This is a genomic window from Arthrobacter sp. 3Tela_A (assembly GCF_049311025.1).
GTDB lineage: Bacteria > Actinomycetota > Actinomycetes > Actinomycetales > Micrococcaceae > Arthrobacter_B.
The window spans coordinates 1-5,460 of sequence record NZ_JAXIOM010000097.1; the positions used below are offsets into that span (position 1 = coordinate 1).

Sequence of the window (5,460 nt, forward strand, 5' to 3'; positions counted from 1 at the left end):
CGGAACCGCCTCTGGATCGGGAGTGGGGGTTACGGGGGCCGCAACGGGGGCGGGGACGGCAACGTAGTCCTGGCCCGGCGTCGGTGGTTCCGCGTGCACGTCGGCGGGAACGCTCACCATTGGTGAGGGCGCCGGAACAACGGTCCGGTAAGGGCCGGGGTCGCCGGCCCCGCACCCGGTCAGCACGGAAGTGGCAGTAAAGCCCAGCACGACCGCGAGTGCACCGGCCAGGGCCGCAGCGTTTCTTGGCTTGCTCATGGAAGCTCATCCTCCGGAGGATGCAGAATCTGCTCGCTCCTTCGATTTTGCTCCCGGACTGCCGTGTTAGTCGAACCAGCCTTAACGGGTCCCGCAGCTCCCAAAGGTCAGCTGCCGCGGGACCCCTTGCTCAGCGCGTAGCTTCGGCGAGGTACTCCAGGATGTGGCGGTAGTCGTGGCCGGTCGCCTTGCTCATACCGAGCTCGCAGGTGCGGTTCACTGAGGCATATCCGTCGAAGACCCGGGCGTTGACTTCCTCTGCCTGCTTCTGCGTTGCCGAGACCGTCAGCTCGGGATGGAGCAGTCCGCGGTCGCCGGCGAAGGCGCAGCAGCCCCAGCTCGGGGGCACAAAGACCTCGGCGCTGACCGCTGCGGCGATCTCGGTGAGGGCATCGTTGGCGCCAAGCTGGGTGGAAGAGCAGGTGGGATGCAGTGCCAGCGACCCCAGTTTCCGGGTCACCTCCAGCCGGGGGAGGACCGTTTCGCGGACAAAGTCCACCGAGTCGACAAACCGCAGGCCGGGATAGACGGGGCTTTCCCCGGCCAGCCGCTTCATGGTGTCCAGGCCTTCGGTGCAGGAGGCGGCATCACAGACCACGGGGAGTTCGCCGCCGTTGGTGGCCACCCACAGGTTGGCAAGCACCTTTTCGGTCATGTCCTGGTAGCCGGAAGTGAAGCCCTTGGACTTCCAGGGCGTGCCGCAGCACAGGTTCTCGATCCCCTTGGGGATGCGGACGCCAACACCGGCCCGTCCGCACAGTTCCATAAACGCCGGTGCGGATCCTTCACCGCCGCCGGCCGGTCCAAACATGGTGCCGATGCAGGCGGGGAAGAATACTGCCACCGGATCGGCATCCTCGTGCGCGGTGCGGCGGGTTCCGCCGCCCGGCAGCACGGTGTCGTAGGACTGGACATTGTCCGCGCCCAGGAGAGCGCGCCCGACGGCGGTGGCCAGCTTGGGCAGGGGAGAGGGCACGGCCTTGGCGAAGGTCAGCGCCTTGCCGCCGACTGAGGTCATGGTGCCCCAGCGCCCGGCAGCGGCCTTCCAGCCGGCGTCGGCCGCCTTGTTGGCGTTTTCGGCCCGGAGCCGGCGGACCAGGTCGCCGGTGTTGATCAGCACGGGGCAGGCCGTCCCGCACATGCCGTCCACGGCGCAGGTCTGCACGCCGTCGTAGTCATAGTCAGCACGCAGCGTGGCGGCAAGGACTGAATCCCCGCGGGCCTCGGCGTCTGCGATTTCGCGGCGGAGGACAATGCGCTGGCGCGGGGTGGTGGTGAGGTCCTTGCTGGGGCATACGGGTTCGCAGTAGCCGCACTCCACGCAGCGGTCCACTTCCTTCTCCACCGTGGGGGCAACCTTGAGGTTCTGCACGTAGGAACGCGGGTCGTCATTGATCAGCACACCCGGATTCAGGAGGTTGGCCGGGTCGATCAGCCGCTTCACCTCGCACATGACCTCGTACAGCTCATCGCCGTACTGGCGGCGGACGTAGGGCGCCATGATCCGGCCGGTGCCGTGCTCGGCCTTCAGCGAGCCGCCCTCACCCAGGACCAGATCCACCATTTCCTCGGTGAACGCCTCATAGCGGGCCAGCTCCGCCGGGTCGTTGAAGTTCTCATTGAGCATGAAGTGGATGTTGCCGTCCTTGGCATGCCCAAAGATCACCGAGTCCCGGTAGTGGTGTGCCGTGAACAGTGTGGCCAGTTCGGCGCAGGTGCGGGCCAGCGACGGCACCGGCACCACGATGTCTTCCAGCAGTGCGTTGGTGCCGGACGGGCGGGCGCCGGCCACCGTGGTGTACAGGCCCTTGCGCATATGCCACATGCCGGCCCGGTCCTTGGCGTTGGTGGTCATGGCGAACGGAGCGGCGAGCCGCAGGGATTCGAACAGCGGCTGGGATGCCTCCCGCTTGGCTTCGAGCTCCTCGGCGGTAGCGGCCTGGTGCTCCACCAGCAGCGCGGCGTGGGACTGGACTTCCAGGTTCCGCAGTTCCAGCGGCGCATCTGCTGCCAGCCGGGCCACCCGCAGGGAGGTGGCATCCATCAGTTCAACGGTGGCCAGTCCGGAGGCGGTGAGCTCGGGCAGAGCGGTGGCGGCGGCGTCGAGCGTGTCAAAGAACATCAGGCCGGTGGCGACCTTGGGCAGCGCCGGGATGGTGCGGAAGGTCGCCTCTGCCACGAAGCCCAGCGTGCCTTCACTGCCGATCATCAGGTGGGCCAGAATCTCTGCCGGGTTCTCGAAGTCCAGGAAGGAGTTCAGGCCATAGCCCATGGTGTTCTTCATCGAGAACAGGCGGGTAATGGTGGCCACGGAGTCCGGGTTCGCCACGATCCGTCCGCGCAGGCGCAGAAGTCCTTCGAACAGTTCCGGTTCCAGGGCGCGGAGCTTTTCCTCGGCGTCGGGCGCCCCAGTGTCCAGGACGGTGCCGCTGGCCAGGACCAGGACCATGGATTCGAGGGTCCGGTAGGTGTTGAATTCAGTGCCGCAGGCCATGCCGGAGGAGTTGTTGGCCACGACGCCGCCGATGGTGCAGGCTATTTCGCTGGCCGGGTCAGGGCCCAGTTTCCGCCCGAAGGCTGCCAGCCGGGAGTTGACCGACCGCACCGTGGCGCCTGGGGCAACCCGGACCCGGGCACCGCCGTCGAGCACTTCAATGTCCCGGAAGTGGTGGCGGGTATCAATCAGGAGGCTGTCGCTGACGGCCTGGCCGGAGAGTGACGTGCCCCCGGAGCGGAACGTGGCGGGGATGCCGAGTTCGCGGCTGCGGCGCATCAGCTCCGCCACCTCGGCCGTGTTCGTGGGCGTGGCCACTGCCTGCGGAATGAGCAGGTAGTGGGAAGCATCGTGCGCCATTTTCCGGCGGTCGATCTCCCGGGTGCTGATCCCCTCACCCTCGAGGGACGCGGTTGCGGGGGCAAAATTCTGCGCTGTGGCTGACATACGATCCTGATCCATGACGTCTGCGGGACTTTTATCCCGACTCAAATCTATTCCGGAATTCCGGTTTCAGGGAAATGGTCAGGCCACACCCGGCGAGGCGGCCTGGAGGTATTGCAGTACGGCCAGGACCCGACGATGGTCGCCGGCCGCGGGTGCTAGGTCCAGCTTGCTGAAAATCGAGGTGATGTGCTTCTCCACCGCGCCGGCGGAGAGGAACAGTTCAGCACAAATACCTGCATTTGTCCGTCCCTGCGCCATCAGGTCCAGGACATCCGTCTCCCGCGGGGTCAGCGATCCCAGGCCCGCAGTGTTGCCAGCACCCATCAGCTGCCGCACGACCTCGGGATCCAGCACAGTCTCCCCGGCCTGGATGCGCTCGAGCGCGTCCAGGAAACTGCGCACATCTGCCACCCGGTCCTTGAGCAGGTATCCGGTGCCGCTTGGCTGGCCGGCAAAGAGCCGGGTGGCGTAGCGGGTCTCCACATACTGGGACAGCAGCAGGACGCCGATCTCCGGCCGGGTTTCCCTCAGGGCCAGCGCCGCCCGGATGCCCTCGCTGGTATGGGTGGGCGGCATCCGGTTGTCCAGGATGACGACGTCGGGCTGTGCGGTTTCCAGTGCGGCGAACAGCTCTTCCGCGTCCCCGGCGGCAGCCACCACCTCGTGGCCACGACCGGCCAGGAGTTCCACCAGCCCGGCACGCAGCAGGGCGGAGTCCTCGGCAATCGCAATCTTCATACTGGAAGCCTGCCGTACTGAACCGTCCGGCGGAAACGCTGCCACTGTGCCCTAGCCAAGCGGAAGGCTGACCGTCACCGATGTGGGACCGCCGGCGGGGGAGGAAATGGAAAGCGTGCCGTCCACGGTGCGGATCCGCTCAGCCAGGCCGGCCAGGCCCGTGCCGGCTGCAGGATCGGCACCGCCGGCGCCGTTGTCGGTGACGGTGAGGAACAGCCGGTGTTCTTCACCTGAGACCGAAATTCGGGCGCCCGTGCCGCGGGAGTGCTTCACGGCGTTGTTGAGCAGCTCCGCCGCGCAGAAGTAGGCAATCGCCTCAACAGCCGGAGCGGGCCGTAATCCAAGCTGGTAATCGAGTTCCACGGGCAGCGGCGCGGTTGCGGCGAGCGATTCCAGGGCCGCATCGAGTCCGTCGTTCAGGACTGCCGGGCGGATGCCTCGGGCGATGCCGCGCAGGTCTGCCAGGGCGTCCTTGGCTGTGCCGTGGGCGCTGTCCAGGAGGCGCTGCAGGTCCTCGTTCGCTTCTCCGGCGGAGAGCCGGTCCCTTGCATCACCGAGTTTCATGGCGATGGCAACCAGCTGGGCCTGGGTGCCGTCATGCAGGTCGCGTTCAATCCGGACCAGCCGCGCGTCGGCGGTGTTGACCGAGCTGCTGCGGCTTGCCTCGAGGTCCTTTACCCGCAGCTGGGCGGCCGTGGGGCCGAGCAGTCCAGTGGCGAGAAGCGCCTGGAGCTTCGCTGCGCCGTTGTTGATGGCAGGCCAGAGCACGAAGGTCAGGAGGATACCGACTCCGATGTAGGCAAGCTGCCACCAGAAGCCGTCTAAGAACACATCCGGGGCGATCATGCTGCCCCGGTGCCAGCTGCCGTCGGAGGCCTGCATCGGCGGGAGCCACTGTGACCAGTACCAGTGGGTCATGCAGCCGAGCCCTGTGACCAGGAAGGTGATGCTGAGAACGGCTGCGGTCACGGAGGTCACAAAGCTAATCACCATGTGTGCAATGGCCCGCCAGCCGGCCGTGTCGGCCAGCCCGGAGCGCAGGAAACCAAAGAATCCCGGCCGGGAAACGAAGGGAACCGGTGCCGGGATGCTTCGGCCCAGGAGGGATGCGGTCAGGCCGCGGTTGACGGTGCCCCAGTACCTGGCTGCCACGACCATGGCGGCAACAATGACCAGCCCCACTACCGTCACCAGCAGCGAGGCTCCGAGGGACACCGTGGTGACCGCGTATGTGAACGCCAGGGGAGCCAGCAGGAGGGTCACTGCGTGGTAGCCGAAAGCACGCCAGGTGGCGCTGCGGAAGAATGCGGGCCGGCGGATCTGTCTGTCCTGGGGGGACGCGGCAGCGACGGCCGGCTCCGGAACGGCACCGGGTTCGGGGAGATAGGTGTTGGTCATGGATCCAGCTTGCTACTCGAGGGGTGCCGGGACCATGGGGTTTTCCCCCGTTCTTGAGCGGGGGATGGGTCTCGGGGTGGGTGTCAGGTGGGTGTCAGGCGGGGCGCTGCGTCTGCCAGGCGGGG

At 67.0% G+C, this 5,460-nt stretch carries 3 protein-coding genes and 1 pseudogene; all 4 read right to left on the reverse strand.

Features of this window, described 5'->3' with window-relative positions:
• A pseudogene (locus TVC13_RS17755) lies at positions 1-258 on the reverse strand (hypothetical protein); the annotation flags it as partial.
• 130 nt (positions 259-388) lie between these two features.
• Positions 389-3,199 carry an FAD-binding and (Fe-S)-binding domain-containing protein gene (locus tag TVC13_RS17760; protein WP_422402457.1) on the reverse strand — a complete coding sequence of 937 codons (2,811 nt, stop codon included), beginning with the start codon at positions 3,197-3,199 and terminating at the stop codon, positions 389-391.
• A 78-nt stretch (positions 3,200-3,277) separates the two neighbouring features.
• Entirely contained in the window at positions 3,278-3,937 is a 660-nt protein-coding gene (locus TVC13_RS17765; protein ID WP_422402458.1) for a response regulator transcription factor, read from the reverse strand.
• A gap of 51 nt (positions 3,938-3,988) precedes the next feature.
• Positions 3,989-5,335 carry a sensor histidine kinase gene (locus TVC13_RS17770; RefSeq protein ID WP_422402459.1) on the reverse strand — a complete coding sequence of 449 codons (1,347 nt, stop codon included), beginning with the start codon at positions 5,333-5,335 and terminating at the stop codon, positions 3,989-3,991.
• Between the last annotated feature and the right edge of the window lie 125 nt (positions 5,336-5,460).